The 18,897-nt window shown below is 45.2% G+C and carries 11 protein-coding genes, 1 tRNA gene and 1 pseudogene; 9 read left to right on the forward strand and 4 right to left on the reverse strand.

Translation table 11 applies throughout. The features are described 5' to 3' along the window. On the forward strand, positions 1 to 531 hold a 531-nt coding region (locus QUA23_RS10640; protein ID WP_333076014.1), incomplete at its 5' end, for an AAA domain-containing protein. A 293-nt stretch (positions 532 to 824) separates the two neighbouring features. Here the strand turns inward: QUA23_RS10640 and QUA23_RS10645 are convergent. From QUA23_RS10645 to QUA23_RS10655, 3 genes are all read right to left on the reverse strand, one after another. After that, a complete protein-coding gene (locus tag QUA23_RS10645) occupies positions 825 to 2,018 on the reverse strand; it encodes a glutathione S-transferase family protein (RefSeq protein ID WP_333076013.1) in 1,194 nt (397 codons plus the stop codon). A gap of 227 nt (positions 2,019 to 2,245) precedes the next feature. Then, positions 2,246 to 3,127, reverse strand: a complete 882-nt coding sequence (locus QUA23_RS10650) for a tetratricopeptide repeat protein (RefSeq protein ID WP_445243489.1) — start codon at positions 3,125 to 3,127, stop codon at positions 2,246 to 2,248. A 358-nt stretch (positions 3,128 to 3,485) separates the two neighbouring features. After that, positions 3,486 to 6,746 (reverse strand): hybrid sensor histidine kinase/response regulator, encoded by a 3,261-nt coding sequence (locus QUA23_RS10655; protein WP_333076010.1) that lies wholly within the window; start codon positions 6,744 to 6,746, stop codon positions 3,486 to 3,488. Between the two features lie 396 nt (positions 6,747 to 7,142). On the opposite strand from QUA23_RS10655, the gene QUA23_RS10660 reads away from it, so the two are divergent. The 6 genes and pseudogenes from QUA23_RS10660 to QUA23_RS10685 all read left to right on the forward strand — a co-directional run bounded on the left by QUA23_RS10660 (position 7,143) and on the right by QUA23_RS10685 (position 13,984). After that, complete coding sequence (locus tag QUA23_RS10660; RefSeq protein ID WP_333076009.1) at positions 7,143 to 8,075, forward strand: circadian clock protein KaiA; 933 nt, start codon at positions 7,143 to 7,145, stop codon at positions 8,073 to 8,075. Positions 8,076 to 8,263: 188 nt separating this feature from the next. Then, on the forward strand, positions 8,264 to 8,578 hold the full coding sequence (gene kaiB / locus QUA23_RS10665) for a circadian clock protein KaiB (RefSeq protein ID WP_006632119.1): 315 nt from the start codon (positions 8,264 to 8,266) through the stop codon (positions 8,576 to 8,578). Between the two features lie 345 nt (positions 8,579 to 8,923). Then, positions 8,924 to 10,486: a circadian clock protein KaiC gene (gene kaiC / locus QUA23_RS10670; protein WP_333068315.1), complete on the forward strand. Its 1,563-nt coding sequence runs from the start codon at positions 8,924 to 8,926 to the stop codon at positions 10,484 to 10,486. Between the two features lie 253 nt (positions 10,487 to 10,739). Continuing rightward, a pseudogene (locus tag QUA23_RS10675) lies at positions 10,740 to 11,375 on the forward strand (EAL domain-containing protein). Positions 11,376 to 11,606: 231 nt separating this feature from the next. Continuing rightward, entirely contained in the window at positions 11,607 to 12,362 is a 756-nt protein-coding gene (locus QUA23_RS10680) for an alpha/beta hydrolase (RefSeq protein ID WP_333110368.1), read from the forward strand. Between the two features lie 5 nt (positions 12,363 to 12,367). Then, complete coding sequence (locus tag QUA23_RS10685; protein WP_333076005.1) at positions 12,368 to 13,984, forward strand: diguanylate cyclase domain-containing protein; 1,617 nt, start codon at positions 12,368 to 12,370, stop codon at positions 13,982 to 13,984. 72 nt (positions 13,985 to 14,056) lie between these two features. Here the strand turns inward: QUA23_RS10685 and QUA23_RS10690 are convergent. Further along, positions 14,057 to 14,129, reverse strand: a tRNA-Arg gene (locus tag QUA23_RS10690). A gap of 364 nt (positions 14,130 to 14,493) precedes the next feature. Between QUA23_RS10690 and QUA23_RS10695 the strand changes: the two genes are divergently transcribed. Both QUA23_RS10695 and QUA23_RS10700 read left to right on the forward strand, forming a co-directional pair. Then, positions 14,494 to 17,361, forward strand: a complete 2,868-nt coding sequence (locus tag QUA23_RS10695; RefSeq protein ID WP_333076004.1) for an ATP-binding protein — start codon at positions 14,494 to 14,496, stop codon at positions 17,359 to 17,361. Beyond that, positions 17,354 to 18,790: a response regulator gene (locus tag QUA23_RS10700; RefSeq protein WP_333076003.1), complete on the forward strand. Its 1,437-nt coding sequence runs from the start codon at positions 17,354 to 17,356 to the stop codon at positions 18,788 to 18,790. The genes QUA23_RS10695 and QUA23_RS10700 overlap by 8 nt, the downstream gene beginning before the upstream one ends. The last annotated feature ends 107 nt before the right edge of the window (positions 18,791 to 18,897 follow it).

Consider the following 18,897-nt stretch of genomic DNA (forward strand, 5'->3'; position numbering starts at 1 on the left):
CGACTAGACTTGCATTCAGGACATTTGAGGGACTCTAATTTGCTGTTCATTGTTTTTCGTCAACTTTGCTCTCGATCGCTATATCATACATCAATTCAGCAACGCCAAATTAATGATGGCTCTGTTGCGATTGTAACCCCTCATCGCGCCCAAAGAACGCTACTTAAAACAGAGTTAGCAGATTATTATGGAAAAGCTGTTGATGTGATTGATACTGTCGAAAAATTACAAGGTGGTGAACGTCCAAATATTATTGTTTCTGCAACAGCAAGCGATCCCTCTGCAATTAGTAAAAATGTGGAATTTATACTCAACCTCAATCGATCAAATGTTGCATTTTCTCGCGTTCAAGAACGATTAATCGTTGTCTGCTCTAAAACGCTCCTAGATTACATTCCTGCAGAACTTGAGCATTATGAAGAAACCATGCTATGGAAAACGTTACGTTCTGAATGTTCACAGCTTATTTTTACGGAAAATGTTAATGAGCATAAAGTAGAAGTATTCATGCCTCCTTTCAAGAATGAATGAGTGTTTTGCTGAAGCAAATCCTCCCATTAAACCATAGCTAAAGGCTGATTGATGTTCCTCAATAACCCTCCCCGGTCTGTCCATAAAATCCGCAGGAGCGCTACTGGGACAGACGAATGGGTATTTATTCTCATCTTCAGGAGCGATCGCCAACTCCACCAGCCCAGTATTCTTCTCTTCAAACAGAACCCGATTAAAAATCACATCAACCTTTAGTTTCATCGATCGAGCAGATAGCAAGCTGATGAAGTAGAGCAGCAGCAACGCCGATTCCGTCTGATTCCGATCGCCCCCTACACAAAATTAGCCGGATCTTGATCTCGCCGATGCTTCAGCAGAATCGGAGAACCTTGGCCATCACCCACCAAAGCCGCCGTTTCCTCCAAAGCTTCCCTCAATCGCTTGGCCGCGTAGATCGACATATCGCGGGGCACATTCACCCGATCGCGCAAATACCGCAAAGCCGCATCAGAACCCGGCGGCGGCGTACAAACTTCGCCAGTCATCATCAAAGTTAAAGCACAACGCAAAGCCTCATCGAATAACTTGTCATCAGCAGGATTGACTCGAACGATGTTGCGCTGGTGCTTAATGACGCGGTGAAGTGCTTCAGCGCGGGAGGTTTCCGGTTCTGGATACATCACATCCGGCAGTCCAGCCCAAGGCCCATTATCCACGCGGGCTTTATTGAGTAGCATCTGAGGTTCGCCGTTTTCATAACACCCGCCCATCTGAGGCGGTAAATCGTGGACGTGGGTGTGAAAATCGCTCTGAGTGCCACGATAGGTAGGACGGGTTTCCATCGCCGCAAACCAGTCAGCAAAGCGCGGGTTTTCTTCCCGCATCGAGTAACCTTTGTAGTAGTAAAGACTGGCATTCATGCGTTCGACGTAGGGCGTAAAGATCACATCCGCAGTCCCAAATTCATCGAGGAAATAAGGCCCCGGAGTGCTGGCGAGAGCCTTTTCTACCTGGGCGACGACGCTGATAAATTGGTTGCGGTTGTGCTGTTCTACTTTTGCTGAACTTGCTGGGTAGCACAGCCAAGAGCACCAGGCTCTAAATAGCAGTCGCTCTAACCGCCGCAGGGGTATTACTGCGGGGTTTTCCATGCCCAAACCCAAGGGGCCATAGACTCGTTCGAGGGCGATTAAGATATCATCGCTTTCAGTGATGATGCGGCCGTCTAGTTCGATCGCCGGTAGCATTCCCGATGGCACTTTGCGCTTGTACCAGCTTTCTTTTTCCCCATAGCAGAACATAGTAACTTTCTCAATGCGGTAGGGGATTTGTTTTTCTTCTAACCACAACCAGATTTTTTGGCAGTAGGGACACCAAGCATGGTTGTCGCGGTACAGGATGACTCGCACATCGGATTCGGTTTTACCAAAGAGGCGCAAGCGGGATTGAGCGTTGGTTGGCCCGTTGACGCGATCGACTTCAAAGTCTGTGAGGGCTTCTAATTCTGTCCAGCTTAGGGGGGTCATGCGATTTTAGATTTTAGATTTTAGATTGGAGAATTGAAGACAGCAACTGCTTTGTGGCAATAATAAACTTACGCACCAACTCTATCTGTAGGGTGCGCTGTGGGCGCACCTTACCCCTACCCATAACGTATTCAACTATTTTTTTGTCTTAGTCCTGAATAAGATAGTTGGTTATCAGTTAAAAAAGGCTTTGAGGACTGAAGTCCTCACTACCAACTTAACTACAATTAAGGCGACATTTGGGCAGGCGGTGGGGCGTCTTGAATTTTAGCCAGTGCTGCTTTCATTTCAGGAGTTGCTAGCAACTTTTGGGTATCTGCGATTAAACGATCGCCCCAGAGGTTTTCTTTGAGATATTCTACGGTAGCATAGCGTTTGTCGAGCGTTAGAGCTGCTTCTCCCATCGCTAAGCCTTTTTCTTTGTCACCTTTGCCGTAGAGTGCTACTGCTAGAGCTAGCATTGATTCTGCTGCTTTGTCGTCGATCGCGATCGCTTGTTCCCAGCGTTTGATGGCGCTATCAACATCTCCCATTTCGTATTTGACTAATCCGATATTGTTAATAGCTGGCCACAGGTTTTTTTCTAAAGCAAAGGCTTTTTCGTATTGGGCGACCGCCTGATCGAACCGCTTGAGCTTGTAAAAAGCATTGCCTAAATCAAATAATGCACCTGGAGTGTCTGGTTTTAACTTTAACCCTGCTTGCAAATATTCGACTGCTTTCTCGTAGTTCGCTTTCCGAAAGTGAGCTTCTCCCAAGACAAATTTAATAGATGGATTTTCTGGTGACAGAGATTGAGCTTGCCCCAAAGCTTCAATGCCTTTGTCAAGCTGCTCGACTTGAAGGTACAAGCTGCCTAACAAAGTCCAAGTTTGAGCATTTTTGGGGGCTAACTGTGTGGCGAGTTCGGCTCTAGGTACGGCGAGTTGGTACTGCTGCAGCCTGGCTAGCTGGACGGCTTCTTCTGCAAGGCTCAAGGCTGTTTGTTCAAGTTGGGCCGAGTCGATTTGCAGGGTGTAAGGCAGGAGTGCCTGTGCGACAGCAGGCTCGGGCATTGTCCACAAACCGAGTGCGAGTAGCAGAGATATTAAAGGAATGCGATTAGGCACTGTACAGCCCCAGAAAAAAATATAAGGGTTTCTCGATCGCCTATAATAACTCATATTTTTGAGTTTTGATATTGCTTCTTGACTCGCCACACTTCTGGGTTTTCATTTAAATACTTCTCAAATTATATTTACACTCAGGGTAGTCGTTTTTATTCACTGTTTTATAGAGGACCGATCGCCTCACTACAAATAGGCAAAATTATGAGTTAGTATAAACTTGACTGAGTTAACAAATAACGCTTCGCGATTGACAGTTAAATAGTTACCAAATTCTGTTTTCTCTCATAAATAATAGTTAATTTTTCCTGGTTAATAAACGAGTTAATTCCTCTCTACAAACCTGGTAAATTGTTTATTTTCAGGAACTTGAATGCGTTAATAAACTCTGTTGAATTTTGTCTAACAATTGTGCTGCTGATAAGGAAGAAGGCAAAATTTTAGCAGATACTTCTTGCAGTAGAAAGTCGATCGCCTCGGATTCCGAATTTACAGCAGACCGATAATCCCAGACTAAAATTGGCAGTTTTACTGCCATTTGGCGCAGGTTCGATAGCGCCTGCAACATAGCGGGGGATTCTGAGGGGGCATCTCGCAAACACAGCAAAACTAAGTCAACGCTTTGATATTGCAACTGCTGCAAAACTTCTGTCCAGCAGGGAGCGATCGACCCTCGAAATCCTGCTGTGTGGATGTACTGAATCAAAGCTTGAAAGTTAGGAGTAGAAAACTGGGAATTGGGGAGGGGAATCTCGGCATTTGTCGATCGCTCGCAATGTTCCAATTCTTCCGTCGGGTTCCCCCCAGAAGAGGAGTGCAAATCGGGTAAAGTCGAAATGTCGGCAAATAAAATGCTGGGCTTCCAACTCATGCCCGCAGCAACTTGAATCACTTGCCACAAAGCACTTGGCATTAACCCGGTTGGTGAAGTTTCACTGTCGTCGGGACTGCTAGTGGCTAAACATGGAAATACCGACAATCCTTTGACTTGATTTGCCAGTTGGGTAGTTCGAGGGTCTAAAGTCACCAAGGGGAGAGAACCCAAATTTCGAGACCGACTTAACTGTTCGATAAAAGCTAAGGGGTTTTGCAGTTGACTTGTACCGTCTAAGACGATCGCGTCGGGCCGCCAAATTCTGGCCACGAGTTCTGCTTGGCCGAGGTCGTCTGCTTCTAAAACCCGGCAGTAGTTGGGGTTGAGCAGTAAAGCGGAACCTTGAGAGGAACCGTTTTGCGGGCTGAGCCACAACACAGTTAAAGAACTCCTTACTTTGGGGCTACTAGCATTACTGTGACCGATCAAGTCTGCCAGCAGGCGCCGCAAAGCGGGTTCTTCCACCGGCAAGCTCAAAAAGCCTTCGGCTCTGTTGACACTGGCCCGTTCTTTTTCGCCTCTGGTGGCCGTGACGATCGCCGGAATCGATCGGGTATCCGGGTCACTCTTGAGCAGCGTCAGCACGTCCCAACCCGACAGCAGCGGCAGCAGCGGGTTGAGGAAAATCGCTTCTGGACTGAACCTGCGAGCTTTTTCCAGCGCTTCGGTGCCGGAACGGGCGACTATTACTTGGTAGCCCAAACCTGAGATGACGTTGGTTAAATCTTCGATATATTTGGGAACTGCTTCGACTATTAATACTAAACGAGAGCGAGAATTGGCGGTCAGAGTCGGATATTGGGGTTGTAATAATTCTTCCTCAGCGGCTTCCTCTGCCGAGACTTCTTCGCTGCTATTTCCCGGAGGATTTGGTGGCAGCAACAGGGTAAATTGAGAGCCTTGGTTTTCTGAGGAAATAAACGATACGTCCCCGCCGTGGAGCCTAGCTAGGCGTTGAGTCAGTACCAGTCCCAGTCCGGTTCCTTGAAAGCGCCTGGTGAGGGGGCTTTCTAGCTGTTGGAATTTCTGAAAGATTAGGTGTTGTTTCTCGGCGGGGATGCCGATGCCCGTGTCCCAAACCGTGAATGCGATCCAGCCTTCCCAAACATTTATTTTCAATCCGATTTTGCCGCCGAGTTCGGTGAATTTTAGGGCGTTGGAAAGGAGGTTAACCAGCATTTGCCGCAGTCGCAGTTCGTCGGCAATTAAGTGGCTCAGTCCCGGTTCTATTTCGAGTGTAAATTCTATTTGGGCGGAGGGTTCTGCGTTTTCTGTACCGTCCGTTTTGCTCGGGGCGGGAGGGTTTTTTTCTTCTTGCTGTTGCAGTTGTTTTGCTTGTTCAAAGGCTCTTTGGCAGGTTGATGCTATTTCGACTGGTTCGGGAATTAGTTCTAGCTGCCCGGTTTCCATCCGGGTCAAGTCTAATATATCGTTAACTATTGTCATCAAATGCCGCCCGCTTTTATGGATTAGTTTGGCGTAGCGTGTTTGGCGATCGTTGAGTTCTCCAATCAATTTATCTTTGAGGAGGCTGGACAAACCGAGGACGGCGGTGAGCGGGGTTTTTAGTTCGTGGCTGATGCAGGATAAAAATTCGTCTTTTAGTCGGTTGAGATGGATTAAATCTGCGTTTTTCGCTGCTAGTTCTTTGGCGACTAAATGTTCTTCGGTGACATCTTGGCCCATTACTAAAATTAGCTTGTCTGAGAGCGGCTGTTTGACAAATTGCCAGATCCGTTCTTGACCTTTTTGTACGGGGCACTCGCAAATGTAGGTGTCTGGTTTGCCGGCGGTGGGGCACCAAGCTGGAGCGGTTAATGTTGAGGGGGAGGCGGCAGCGTACAGGGGCAGCGGGCAACTGGTGGCTGCTGTTGAATCACGCGCGGCGAAGCTATCCCGCAGGGAATCGCTCGATCTACTTGCTCCTACTAGGCTCCTGCATTCTTTGGTGATGCCCTCTAACTGCACGCTCTTGTATTCGCTTGTTAAATGGCTTGGTTTGCGGGGCGAGTGTTTACCCAAATTTGCTGCTGGTTCTGGAACTGGTTCTGGGCCTGCTCCCAGCAAAATCCGCCACGCTGCGTTTTGGCTGACTATTTGTGCGGTGGGGGTTTGCAATCTTAGGGGCAGGGGCAGTTTTTCCAGTAGTTCGACTAGGGAGTTCAGGTTTTCCGAAGGTTTCAATCCTGCTTCTAGAAAGCGCACTTGAGCGTCTAGGACCGTGGCGATTGCTTCGGAAATTGGTTTTTTTAATTCGATTTCTTTGACGGCTGTTGCCGGCTCTGTGAGGCTGCAGAGCGAGCTGCTGTTGAGTGCGGCGAATTGCAGCAGGCTCAGGCTGTCTAGCATTCCTAAAAATTGACCGCTGGCATCTGTGAGCGCGATCGGAGTGTTTGAGGAAATGCCGACGGTTTGGCGGTTTGGCCCGTCTGGGGTGTTCTGTTCCTCTGTTTGCATGTACTGCCAGAATTCCCTGACGCTCATAGCGCCGGGTAATGCCCTGACTGGTTCGATCGCGATCGGGCTTTCTGACAAAGGTTGCTGCCCGTCGTTTGTGCGATCGGCTCCCCAAGCCCAAAGGCTCCGGAGGTACACTAATCCCAGCGGCTGTAGCTGTTCGTTGACTACTGCGACTCGATCGCAGTTGCAGGAGCTGAAAATTGACTGCAGCGATTCTAGCGCAGCCGTTTGGTGGCACAGCGGCACTGGCTCGATAAAATTTTTGAGACTGGGGGTGGTGAGTAGCATAACAAACCTGAGAGTCTGCTCGCGAGAGCAGTAATATTTTTGATGCTCAATGTAGCTGCGAATTTCTGTATCTTATTAGTTTTATATCAGTTCGCTATCAGGCTCGATATCTGCACCGAGACCGGGGAGTTGGATGCCTACGCCTGATTTGAGGCGACTAGCAATTATTTTAAGGCTTAAGCTTAATTGCAGAAATCACGCTCAGGGTGCTTGACACAAAAACCACAGAGTACACTTTGATTCTTCCTTTGGTAGAAGCGCATCACTTATTTTGCGGTTAAGATTGGTTAAAATAAATATTGAGATGATTGTTAAAATGTTAAGTTTTTTGTAAAGGAGATATCAACTCTGAGCGAGCCAGCACTTTCAGGCAACTTAGGTGGTGCACCTACAGCTTTGCTTCCTCAACTGTCTATCGGTATTTTTGTCCGCTCTGAGGAAATCGCAGCCTCTGCGATCGAGCTTTTGAGAGGCGAACGCTATGCTTTAACGCACATTAACTCGGCAGTGGAGCTTTTGGGGTTCCTTAAGCACAATTATCACCTTGATTGTTTGGTTTTGGAGGTGGATGGGGAGCTGCGATCGCTTCTAGGCAAGCTGCAAGAACGATCGATCTTTTTGCCTGCTGTGATTTTTTCGCCTCACCCCCAAGATTGCAGGCCCCAAGCACCATATTCAGAGGGTTTTGAGGCCGCAGCCAGTACCCCCAACAAGAGTCAAGACGAAAGCTGTGCTTTTTTTTATCACCCTGCTGAGGTGCAACTGGCAATCGCTCGATTGAGCGAAATAGCTGCCGGTATCGATCGGGCGATCGCACAATTTCTGAAACTTTCAACTCCGGTTCCTGTCAATTACCAATCCGTAACGGTCGATGCGACAGCCCAATTGACTGCTCAAAGTTTGCTCAGCCGACAGCAGCGGCGACTGGCGGAAAAACTACGGGAGCGATTAGGATACTTAGGTGTGTATTATAAAAGAAATTCCCAGATTTTTTTGAGAAATCTGTCGGTACCAGAGAAGCAAAAGTTTTTGGACCAACTCAAGTCAAGTTATCGCGACATCGTTTTGAATTATTTTTCTCAAGATGCTGCGGTCAACAATCAAATAGATGAATTTGTGAATTTGGCTTTTTTTGCGGACGTTCCCGTGACTCAAATTGTAGAGATTCACATGGAATTGATGGACGAGTTTGCTAAACAGCTAAAAATAGAAGGGCGCAGCGAGGAAATATTGCTCGATTACCGCTTGACCCTGATTGACGCGATCGCTCATATGTGCGAGATGTATCGGCGATCGATTCCGAAAGAGACCTCTCAAGGTAGAAGGTAGAAGGGATTCGGCATAATTTAAGAAAGAAAAGGTAGAAGGTAGAATCAAACAAAAAAGAAAGAAGCCGACAAACTGTCGCGCGAGGGCGAGGCGGAAATTATTATAAAATAACAAAGAACAGCGGATTTAAGACAAATAACAACTACAACTAACATCTGACAACTAATACTCAACATTTAAAAAAGTTCATGAGTCCTCTGAAGAAAACCTACGTTCTGAAGCTGTACGTTGCGGGGAATACTCCCAACTCAGTGCGAGCTTTGAAAACCCTAAAGGACATCCTAGAACAAGAATTTCAAGGTGTCTACGCGCTGAAAGTCATAGATGTTCTCAAAAATCCTCAGTTAGCAGAAGAGGACAAAATATTGGCAACCCCGACGCTGGCAAAAATCCTGCCGCCACCGGTGCGAAAAATTATTGGCGATTTGTCCGATCGTGAGAAAGTTCTGATAGGATTAGATTTGCTCTATGAAGAACTTCGCGAAGAAGACCTGAATTCATAAGATAATCAGGTGAGAGTCAGTCGATTTTAGATTTAAGACTTCGGTTTGGCGTGAAACGTTCGGCGAGCGCTCAGTCGAAGCGTCGAGTCGTGCTCAGTCGAACGATTTTAGATTTTAGATTTACTCAACAGATGAATCTGGGAGGTTGAACACAAGTCTAAAATTTTTATCTTTCCACGACAGGAGTACGTGGCACGGTATCGGTTTTTGGGCGGGGTCATTAGTCAGCAGTCAGCAGTCATTAGTTATTGAGCAAGAGCCAAAACTAAAAGCTGGGTACAAAGACTCATGATCGGCGGTTAATGAGTGACAACTAAAGAATACTGAGAGTTGACAAAAATCGACATGAATGAAATTAGTCAAACGGTTAAACGAGAAGGATTGGTAACGGCAGGAGTTGAAAAAATTCGCACGATGATTGAGGGTTTCGATGACATCAGTCACGGCGGAATGCCGCTCGGCAGAACCACCCTAGTCAGTGGCACATCAGGAACGGGAAAAACTTTATTTGCCGTACAATTTCTCTATAATGGAATTACCCATTTTGACGAAGCTGGAGTTTTCGTAACTTTTGAAGAATCTCCGACAGATATTATTAAAAATGCTTGCAGTTTCGGTTGGGATCTGGCACAGTTAATCGAGGAAGGCAAGCTATTTATTTTGGACGCTTCCCCCGATCCAGAAGGTCAAGATATCGTAGGAAATTTTGATTTATCAGCCTTAATCGAGCGAATTCAGTACGCCATTCGCAAGTACAAAGCCAAGCGGGTTTCAATAGATTCTGTTACCGCCGTATTTCAGCAGTACGATGCTGCATCGGTGGTGCGCCGAGAAATTTTTCGCTTAGTTGCGCGCCTCAAACAAGTCGGAGCAACTACAGTTATGACGACGGAACGGGTGGAAGAATACGGCCCGGTAGCTCGGTTTGGAGTGGAAGAGTTTGTGTCGGATAATGTGGTAATTGTTCGCAATGTATTGGAAGGAGAACGCCGCCGCCGCACCATCGAAATTTTGAAGTTGCGGGGTACAACTCATATGAAGGGCGAATATCCTTTTACTATGACTAATGACGGAATTAATATCTTCCCATTGGGGGCGATGCGATTAACTCAAAAGTCTTCCAACGTGCGGGTTTCTTCGGGCGATAAAACTCTCGACGAGATGTGTGGCGGCGGCTTCTTCAAAGACTCGATTATTTTGGCTACGGGTGCAACGGGAACCGGCAAAACGCTCTTAGTGAGCAAGTTCTTGCAGAATGCTTGTATGAACGGCAATCGGGCGCTGCTGTTTGCCTATGAAGAGTCGCGGGCTCAGTTGTTCCGCAATGCTTATTCTTGGGGCATTGATTTTGAGGAAATGGAACAGAAAGGAATGCTGAAGCTGCTGTGTACTTACCCGGAATCTGCCGGTTTGGAAGACCACTTGCAGACTATTAAATCAGAAATTGCGGAGTTCAAACCTTCTCGAATTGCTATAGACTCGCTGTCGGCCTTAGCTAGAGGTGTCAGCAATAATGCTTTCAGGCAATTTGTGATCGGAGTGACAGGTTTTGCAAAGCAGGAAGAAATAACCGGCTTTTTTACGAATACAAGCGACCAGTTTATGGGTTCTAATTCGATTACGGACTCCCATATTTCTACGATTACTGACACGATTATTATGCTGCAGTATGTAGAGATTCGAGGAGAAATGTCGCGGGCAATTAATGTGTTTAAGATGCGCGGTTCGTGGCACGACAAAGGAATTCGGGAATACACAATTACTGAAAGAGGCCCACAAATTAAAGATTCGTTCCGTGGTTACGAACGGATTATCAGCGGTTCTCCGACTCGAATTACGATTAATGAGAAGAGTGAGCTATCGCGGATTCTCCAGGGTGTGCAAGGTCAAGACGATGAGGATATTTGAGGGTTAGCAGTAATTCATCGTTCTTAAAAGTAGGTTGGGTTGAGCTAGGAAACCCAACTTTTTTAATTTGAGGAGTTTGTGAACATTTATAGCAACCGCGACAATGTTTTGGAGGTTCTTAATTGCGGAAATAGGAGCTTTTGTTGCCTCTCGTACCCAATACCTATAGTTTTTACACACCAACAATACCTTCGCCCAAATCTAATACCCTGGCGATCGCAAATCTCTTGAATTGTGCTTAGAAAGCCAATACTTGCTGTACGATCGACCTCAGCTCGATTGGCAAACAGGTAGCCTTGCTGGTGTTAAAGTTATAGTAGGACGGTGTTCTTCTGAACTAGGTTGGATTCATCGCCATCGATGTATTGCCATCGCCGAAAAAACTGGATTGATTTGGCTATGGGGCAAATTGATTTTAGAGCAAGCTTGCTGGCAATATCAGCAGTGGCTAGCAGCAGGACTAATTCTGCCTAATATCACGGTGAATCTGTCGGCACGTCAAGTCAGCCAACCGACTTTAATCGCTAAGAGCGATCGCATCCTTGAGCGCACCGATACGAAGCCAAAATATCTATAGCTAGAGATTACGGGAACGGCAATGAGGCTTAATGTTGACATTACATACCATGTTTTGAGCAAATTATCAAAGCGTGGTATTGGGATTTATGTCGATTATTTTGTGCCTGGCTATGCTGTTTTTAACAATCTGAAAAATTTTCTGGTCAAGTCGCTCAAAATTGATCCCTCACTTGTCCGCGATTTAGCCAGCGTTGGGAGCGATCGCTCGCGGAATTGCCCAACCCACAGTTGTAATCACACATGGCTTAAATCTGAGCACAATTGCCGAAGAAATGGAAACCCCAGCGAAATGGGAATTGTTACAAGCTAGCGCCTAGGAAATTGGGCAGCATTATATGTTGAGGAAGCCTGTCAGTGCTGAGGTTGCCACTCAATTAATCGGACATCCTGAATTGTTGTCTACCACTATGTGGAATCAGCAATCCTCCCTCATCAAAGCGCGCAAAAGTCTTATAATTAATTTAATGCTCGTGTCGCTCAAATGACTAAAAAAATTTTCTTACGGAATAATATAAAAGTGTTTGGACAAGGCACCCAGACGATGATGTTTGCTCATGGATTTGGGTGCGATCAAAATATGTGGCGTTTCGTAACACCGGCTTTCGAGAAGGACTACAAAATCATCCTATTTGATTATGTAGGTTCGGGACAGTCTGATATTAGTGCCTACAGTTATGAACGGTACAGCGTTCTCAATGGGTATGTTCAGGATGTCCTCGATATTTGTGAAGAATTGGCGTTGACAGATGTGATTTTTGTCGGTCATTCGGTCAGCAGTATTATCGGTATCCTCTCCTCTATTCAAGCTCCTAATTACTTTAATCGCCTGATTCTCCTAGGGCCTTCACCTTGCTACATCAATGATTTACCAAATTATTACGGAGGGTTTGAGCGCCAAGATATTGAGGATCTTCTCGATATCATGGAGAAAAATTACATTGGTTGGGCAAGCTTTCTGGCGCCAATGGTGATGCAGAATCAGGATCGTCCTGAGTTAAGTGAGGAACTTGAGACAAGTTTTTGCTCCACTGATCCGGTGGTTGCAAGTCGCTTTGCCGAGGTGACTTTTTACTCTGACAATCGCAGTGATTTACCCAAGGTATCAGTACCTTCACTGATATTGCAATGCGCTGAGGACGTGATTGCTCCTAGCGAGGTAGGGCATTACCTTCAGCGCCACCTACCTAAAAGTACGCTACGGCTGATGAAAGCTACGGGACATTGCCCGCACCTGAGTCATCCACAAGAGACGATCGAGATGATTAAGGAGTATTTGAGTATACCTCATACTACTTGATTTGTATGGCAAACATGACCTACCAGATAGACGAGCTACTCAACACGTCACCCTGTGGATTTCTCTCGTTTGCTGACGATGGTACGATCGTAATGGTCAACGCCACATTACTGCAATTACTCGGATACGAAACCGATGAACTGCGGCAACGGAAAATGGACTCCATTCTGCCAATAGCCAGCCGGATTTTTTTTCAAACCCATTTCTTCCCCCTGTTGAAGCTCGACGGTAAAGTAGAAGAAATTTACTTTTCTTTAAGGTCAAAGCAGGGTAGTGATATACCCATGCTGATCAACGCTGTGCGGCGGAATCAGGGAGGAAACTTCGTCAACAATTGCATCTTGATCTGTATCCGCCAGCGTATCCTATACGAAGGTGAAATTATTAAAGCAAAAAAAGCAGCAGAGGCAGCTACTCTCGCCCAAAAGCAAGCGGAAATTGCTCTGCGGCAACAGTACGACAAGGCGATATTACTCCAAGAGATTACTCAACACATCCGTCAATCTCTTGATTTGTCTACAATTTTTGAGATTGCTTCGCAAGAGATTCGCTTGTTTCTTGATGCCGAGCGCGTTGGCATATTTAAGTTCGATCCTGACAGTAAATTTGGATATGGTGAGTTTGTTTCAGAATCTGTAGGCGAAGGATGTAAATTGGTAAGCCGAAATCAATTTAACGACCCGTGTGGTGGTGAACAAGGTATTGATTCATATAAAGAATGGAGAATGCAGGTAGTTGAAAATATTAATAAGATTGACATTCAACACTGTTACCGCGCTCTTTGGAAACAATTTCCGGTTCGGGCTAATTTAGTTGCGCCGTTGCTCAATGGACAAGATTTGTGGGGGTTGTTATGTATTCATCAATGTTCTGCTCCTCGGCAATGGGAAGAATTTGAAGTTGACCTTGTTAAACAGATTGCTAATCAGTTAGCGCTCGCCATTAAGCAAGCGGATATTTTTCAGAAGTTGCAGAAGGAATTGGCAGAAAGGCAGCAGGCCCAAGCGCGCATGAGAGAAATTAATCAACAACTGGCACTCTCTAACGAAGAGCTAGCCCGCGCTACTCACCTCTTAGAACAAGTGGTAAATATTGATGGGTTGACTCAAATTGCTAATCGCCGCTGTTTTAATGACCGCTTAGAGCATGAATGGCAGCGGCTATACCGGGAACAAAAACCTATTTCTCTTTTGTTGTTTGATGTGGATTATTTCAAACGTTATAATGATTGCTACGGTCATCAAATGGGGGATAGTTGTCTGTTCAAACTTGCTCAAATTGTGCAAGAGGTGGTATACCGTCCAGCGGATTTGGTGGCGCGTTACGGCGGAGAAGAATTTGCCATCATTTTGCCTAATACCGATCTTGAAGGAGCGAGTTCGGTGGCCCAACGGATTCACGCTGCTATTAAAGCTTTACATATTCCTCACAAAACCTCTGATGTGAGCGATGTAGTTACTATTAGTATGGGTATCGCTAACTTGATTCCGATTTCGGAACTATCATCGGCTGACTTGATTGCGATCGCCGATCGTTCACTGTACCGTGCGAAGCAACAGGGGCGCAATCAGTCGGCGACCTGCGACTACAGCGGCGATTCGATTTTTGACACTGACGCTTAAATCAAAATAATTGAGACCGAGGACAAAAATTTGTCCCCGGTCTCTCAAAATCAGTCATTTTATAAATTTAAGTGAGCACGGAGGGATTTGAACCCCCGACCCTCAGGACCGGAACCTGATGCTCTATCCACTGAGCTACGTGCCCTCTACTGTTTAGAGTATAACACGTCTTGCGGAAAATGGCGAGTGCCGATCGCAAATTTCCTGGCCGGCCTCCAAACCGCATGGGTCAAGCGGGTTAAACTCGCTCGCGCAATCAAGCATGAGGCTGTTGTCGAAGCCAGAGACTGCAAATTTTACCTAAATGGCAACAATAATACGAAAATGGGTAAAATAAGAGACTTTAATCTAGCAAACATTAGGTTCACATTCGATCGGGGTCGAGCATCTACCACAGCTAAAATAGCCCGCACCAATTCCTCCTAGCTAATCGGCAGTAAATGGTGATGCTGTTAAGACAGGTTTTGCAAAGACGGTTGTAGGCTAAGTTCACCAAATCTCTCAATTTTATGATTTATAAAATTTTAGACAAATTACCGCTGCGAACTGTTCTCATAGTTCCATTTATACTGCAAATCGTGGGAGCCGTGGGACTCGTAGGATATCTGTCTTTTAGAAACGGACAAAAAGCAGTTAATAACCTTGCCAGTCAGTTAATGAGCGAGGTGAGTTTGCGTGTCGAGCAAAATCTGCAAGTTTACCTGACAACTCCCCATCAAATCAATCAAACCAAGCTGGATGCTGTCAAGATCGGCTTGTTAAAGATGGAAAACTTATCAGCTTGGGATAAATATCTTTGGCGCCAAGTACAATTATATCCATATATCAATTTTACCTCCGTTGGCAACGATAAGGGAGATTATAGAGCCGGTGAACAACTGTCAAACGGCTCCCGAACCATTAATGTGATAGAAACATCTATTGGGTTAAATTTTTATTCTTACAATACAAACGAGCGAGGCGATCGCACTACAGTTACCACCATTGCCAAAAACTATGATAATCGGCAACATCCTGCGTACCAAAAAGCCGTAAAAGTCGGCAAACCTACTTGGAGTTCGGTTTTTGTTTCCTTACTAGAACCGACATTACTTATCAGTGCTATCCAACCAGTATACAGCGAAAAGAATCAGCTAGAAGGAGTCTTATTTACTGCCTTGCGTCTCGACCATCTTGGGAGATTTCTCAACAGTCTCAAAGTTGGCAAATCCGGTCAAACATTTATTATAGATCGCCAGGGTACTTTGTTAGCAACTTCTACAAACGAAAACCCGTTTCGCACTAAAGGTAATCAAAGACAATTGTTTAAAGTAGAAGAAAGTAGCAACCTTTTTACTCGCTCTACAGCTAAATATTTAACTGCACAGTATCAAAAATTAGACCTAATTAAAAAATCGGAGTTATTGAGCTTTGAAATAAATCACAAGCGACAATTTTTAAAAGTCTTGCCGTTCCAAGACGGCAAAGGTTTAGACTGGCTGATTGTCGTAGTTGTTCCCGAAGCAGATTTCACCAAAGAAATCGATGCCAATACCCGCACAGCGGTTTTGCTTTGTTTCGCAGCTTTAGGAGTAGCTGTGGCGATCGGCATTCTGACTTCTCGGTGGGTGACAAACCCTATTTTGCGCTTAAATGCAGCAGCAAAAAATATTGCTAAAGGTGAATGGGACACAACCGTAGAAAGCGAACGCTCGGACGAATTGGGGGAATTAGCCAAGTCATTTAACAGCATGGCTCAACAACTGCAACAATCTTTTGAAACTTTAGAAAACCGAGTGCAAGAGCGGACGGCAGAATTGGCTGTAGCTAAAGACAAAGCAGAGGTAGCGAATCAAGCTAAAAGCACCTTTCTTGCTAACATGAGCCACGAATTGCGATCGCCTCTCAATGCAATTCTTGGCTTTTCCCAACTGATGACTCGCAGCCCAACTCTATCCCCAGAACATCAAGAAAACATTAGCATAATTAACAGCAGCGGAGAACACCTGCTCACCCTGATTAATAACGTACTGGATTTATCTAAAATTGAATCCGGGCGCACCACCCTCAATCCCAAAAAATTTGACCTCTATCGCCTGCTAAACAACTTGGAAGATATGTTTGAACTCAAGGCACATGACAAGCAGTTGCAGTTAGTTTTTGATCGGAGCACCGAGGTGCCACAATATGTAGAAGCCGACGAGATAAAGTTGCGCCAAATCTTAATTAATCTGCTCAATAACTCTCTTAAATTTACCGATGATGGGGGTGTAGCCGTCAGAGTTAGCAAGCAGTCATTAGGCAGCAATCAGCAGGTAGAAAAGGGGAATTGTGCTCACCCAGAACTATCACTAAGTACAGAAAATTCAGCACTTAAAGGTCTTAAAATATCTCAATTCAGTCATTCGAACAACCAGATTATTGCCACGCCAAATGACGATTCAGCTTCTACCTCTTCCTTCTTCCTTCATTTTGAAGTCGAAGATACTGGTCCAGGTATTGCTACCAATGAATTAGACGCTCTTTTTGAACCATTCGTGCAAACCAAGACAGGCAAAGATTCGCAAGAAGGTACTGGCTTGGGATTGCCAATCAGTCGCAAATTTGTGGAATTAATGGGCGGCGAAATGAGCGTCTGTTCTGCTGTTGGCAAGGGAACTAAATTTAAGTTTGACATTCAAGTTATTGCGGTAGATGCGGCTGATATTGAAAGCCTAAAACCGACCCGCAATGTTATTGCTCTGGAACCCCACCAACCCACCTATCGAATTTTGATAGTAGACGATAAACCGCTCAACCGCCAACTGTTACTTAAAATCCTCTCTCCTCTGGGTTTTGAGCTAAAAGAAGGTACTAACGGTCAAGAAGCTATTGAGATTTGGGAGAGTTGGGAACCGCATCTAATTTGGATGGACATGAGAATGCCTGTGATGGACGGCTACGAAGCGACGCAATACATTAAAAGCACTATTAAAGGTCAAGCTACAGCTATTATTGCGCTGACAGCGAGCGTTTTGGAGGAAGAACGGGCAGTTATTTTATCGGCGGGCTGCGATGCTTTTATGAGGAAGCCTTTCCGGGAAGCCGATATTTTTGATGCTATGCACAAACATATCGGAGTGCGCTATATTTATGAAGATCCGGGTCAAACTAATTTATCGGCAATCAAAGAGGGCGATCGCGCAATGACTGCGACTGATTTGGTGAAATTGCCTGATTCACTGGTAGCTGATTTAAATCTGGCGATACTGAATGCAGATATGGATTTAATTGATACCTTGATAGAGCAAATTCGATTAAAGGATGCAGTAACGGCCGGTGCGATCGCAAATTGTATAGAAAATTTTGAGTACGACAAAGTTTTAAAGTTAATATCTCAAGCAATATCACATGAATAACGACATTCTTAGCACCGAGCGCGGTAATATTTTAGTAGTTGACGACACCCCAGCTAATTTGCGGCTGCTAGCCGGAATTTTGAACACCAAGGGCTATAAAGTGCGCCCGGTACCTAGCGGCGAGTTAGCGCTTTCGGCGGCAAAAGGTATGCCTCCAGATTTGATTTTGCTGGATATTATGATGCCTGAAATGAATGGGTATGAAGTCTGCCAAAAGATCAAAGCTGATAAACGAACTTGCGACATCCCCGTAATTTTTATTAGCGCGATTAATGAGGTACTTGATAAGGTCAAAGCCTTTGCGGTAGGCGGCGTAGATTATATTACCAAGCCCTTTCAGGTGGAAGAGGTTCTAGTTAGGGTAGAAACCCATTTAGCAATGTGCCAGTTGCAAAAAAAGCTTCAACAGAAAAACGATGAACTGACACTAACTTTAAACAAATTGCAAGCTACTCAGAATCAATTAGTGCAATCGGAAAAAATGGCTGCATTAGGGCAACTGATTGCAGGCATTGCTCACGAAATTAATACGCCGTTGGGGGCGATTCGCTCGTCTATTGGAAATATTACCAGCTTTTTGGATAACAATCTCGAAAGTTTGCCAGTTTTTTTTAAAGAACTGTCAGCCGAACGCCAGGAAGATTTCTTGCGCTTGATGTACAGTTCTAGTAAACAAAATTACTCTTTATCTACGCGAGAAAAACGGGTATTGAAAAAAGGCGTGAAGCAGCAACTAGATTCGGAAGGCATTGACAATGCTGACAGCCTTGCTAGCATTTTAGTCAATATCGGATTGCAAGGAAATCTGCAAGAATTCTTGTCGTTGCTCAAAGATCCCGACAGCGAAAATATCATAAAAACCGCCTACGACTTTGCTAGCATTCACAGAAGCGCCCGAACCATCGCTACCGCTACTGAACGCGCTGCAAAAGTCGTCTTTGCTCTAAAAAATTATGCGCGTTACGATGTAAATGGGGAAAAAATACAGGTTCATATTACGGATGGAATTGAAACGGTATTAACCCTTTATCAAAACCAAATCAAGCAGGGTGTGGAAGTTGTCAGAAACTATCAAGATCAATTGCCGGCGGTACTCTGTTATCCCGACGAACTCAATCAAGTTTGGACAAATTTAATTCACAATTCCTTACAAGCGATGGACAATCAAGGAACTTTAACAATTGACGCGGGACAACAAGATTCCAACGTCTTGGTAAAAATTATTGACAGCGGTAAGGGGATTCCACCAGAGATTATTCCGAAAATTTTTGAGCCGTTTTTTACTACTAAACCTGCGGGAGAAGGCAGCGGGTTGGGGCTGGATATTGTCAAAAAAATAATTGAAAAACATCAGGGTAAAATAGATGTGGAGTCGATGCCCGGTAAAACAGAATTTACCGTGTCTTTGCCGATTAATTTAACTGAGTAGGTAAAGCGCCGGAGACTGAAGTCTGGGGCTAAAATTTGCAGTCTACCCGCGCGGAATGTAGAATTTGGAAAACGGTGTGCTTACCCATCGGGCTTTACCCTGCCAAA

It is taken from the genome of Microcoleus sp. Pol1C5, from assembly GCF_036701115.1.
In the GTDB taxonomy this organism is placed as follows: Bacteria; Cyanobacteriota; Cyanobacteriia; order Cyanobacteriales; family Microcoleaceae; genus Microcoleus.

Excerpts from the sequence above, each read along its gene's own strand:
- QUA23_RS10645 (WP_333076013.1), bottom strand. The coding sequence starts at position 2,018 with ATGACCCCCCTAAGCTGGACAGAATTAGAAGCCCTCACAGACTTTGAA.
- QUA23_RS10655 (WP_333076010.1), bottom strand. The coding sequence starts at position 6,746 with ATGCTACTCACCACCCCCAGTCTCAAAAATTTTATCGAGCCAGTGCCG.
- kaiB (WP_006632119.1), top strand. The coding sequence starts at position 8,264 with ATGAGTCCTCTGAAGAAAACCTACGTTCTGAAGCTGTACGTTGCGGGG.
- kaiC (WP_333068315.1), top strand. The coding sequence starts at position 8,924 with ATGAATGAAATTAGTCAAACGGTTAAACGAGAAGGATTGGTAACGGCA.
- QUA23_RS10680 (WP_333110368.1), top strand. The coding sequence starts at position 11,607 with ATGATGTTTGCTCATGGATTTGGGTGCGATCAAAATATGTGGCGTTTC.
- QUA23_RS10685 (WP_333076005.1), top strand. The coding sequence starts at position 12,368 with ATGGCAAACATGACCTACCAGATAGACGAGCTACTCAACACGTCACCC.
- QUA23_RS10695 (WP_333076004.1), top strand. The coding sequence starts at position 14,494 with ATGATTTATAAAATTTTAGACAAATTACCGCTGCGAACTGTTCTCATA.
- QUA23_RS10700 (WP_333076003.1), top strand. The coding sequence starts at position 17,354 with ATGAATAACGACATTCTTAGCACCGAGCGCGGTAATATTTTAGTAGTT.